The organism is Ulvibacter sp. 2305UL32-6 (genome assembly GCF_058148545.1).
In genome coordinates this window covers 1-1,336 of record NZ_JBYVKA010000032.1, presented here as the reverse complement: position 1 = coordinate 1,336, position 1,336 = coordinate 1, and the positions used below count along the sequence as shown (strand labels likewise).

Below are 1,336 nucleotides of genomic sequence, written 5' to 3'. Positions count from 1 at the left end.
TTATACAAACACGTTGGCATTAATACTGAAAAACATTCAGCTAAAAAATTAAGTATTGGAAATAAAGAGAAAACACAGCTTCAAATATAAACCAGAATTTACCGAAATTATAAAAGCGGATATTCAAGACAGCCAAATAATTCCGCTTGCAGTCGAGACTTTTGAAAAATTAAAATGGGTTGTCGTCTATAAAGACAATAAATCCGTCGAGGCCAAAAGGAAAGATGATTTTGGCAATATGACAGAAAAAATAACTGTTACCAAATTAAATTCCGGACGAATTAAATTACACAGTAAATCTCTCAAAAGGAATATGTGGGATTTTGGTGTAAACTCTCTGCGAACTGGTAATTATAGACTTCTATTTGATAAATTATCGACCGATTATAAAGAGAGCGGAAAGTTAGCGGAATTAGAAACTGAATATGAAAAGGAAACAAGTTGGGCTGACTACGAAATTCCAAACGAATTGCCCAAACCAAAAAAAACTGCAAAACCAAATATGGCATTGGTTGTCATCAGTGGACTTTTAATTGCAATTGGAATAGGACTTTTAGCTGGATTTTTAACTCGAGAATTTATCTACATTGTATTTTTATTTGAGGTAGGTATCGGATTTTTGTTTGGTTATTTATTCAGTAAAATTCTTGGGAAAGCTCATTTTACTGATTTTAAAATAGCCAGGATTTTGACAGCGATTTTCGTTTTTGTAATTTTTATTACAAATCAATACTTTCAATTTCATTTGACACTCATAGAAAATAACATCCCGAATTTAGGCTTCATCGAGTTTCAAAAATATCTTTTAGAAGAGGGATTTACGATTAACAAAACGAATGTTGGCTGGATAGGTTTAGTTGTTGTCTGGATATTACAGTTAGTTATTCCATATTTTGTCGCACAAATAAAAGTTTTGAAGGGCATCTTAACTTATTCAATCGAGAAAATTCCCGAAAAGGTAATTGAATATACTATCTATCTTTTTGAAAAAGACAAAACCGAGAGTGAAGTTCGAGCGGAATTGGCATTAAAGGGCTGGAATAAAAAAACCGACCAAGACGATGTTTTCGAGGCTATTGGTGCAATAGCTGGATTTAACCAGTCTATGCGCGAATAAGTACTAATGCCAACAACGTATAAAGCCAATGGCGGAAGTGGTTAATGAATTGTTTTTCGTACAAATAATTAAGTATCTTTATTTCGGAATAAACCCGTAATCGGCTTCGCCGTGGCTTCCGAGTCGCACGCGTCGACGCCGCTGCCAACATTTGCTCCGCAAATTTGGTTGAGCCACAGCGAGCCAAGAAACGCCACTGGCATTATACAAACACGTTGG

Annotated in this window: 1 protein-coding gene; it reads left to right on the top strand. The window is 35.0% G+C overall.

Annotation, left to right across the window (positions count from 1 at the left end):
- The first annotated feature begins 55 nt into the window (after positions 1 to 55).
- Positions 56 to 1,117 (top strand): hypothetical protein, encoded by a 1,062-nt coding sequence (locus tag ACY2RU_RS17525; protein ID WP_490139779.1) that lies wholly within the window; start codon positions 56 to 58, stop codon positions 1,115 to 1,117.
- Positions 1,118 to 1,336: the final 219 nt, after the last annotated feature.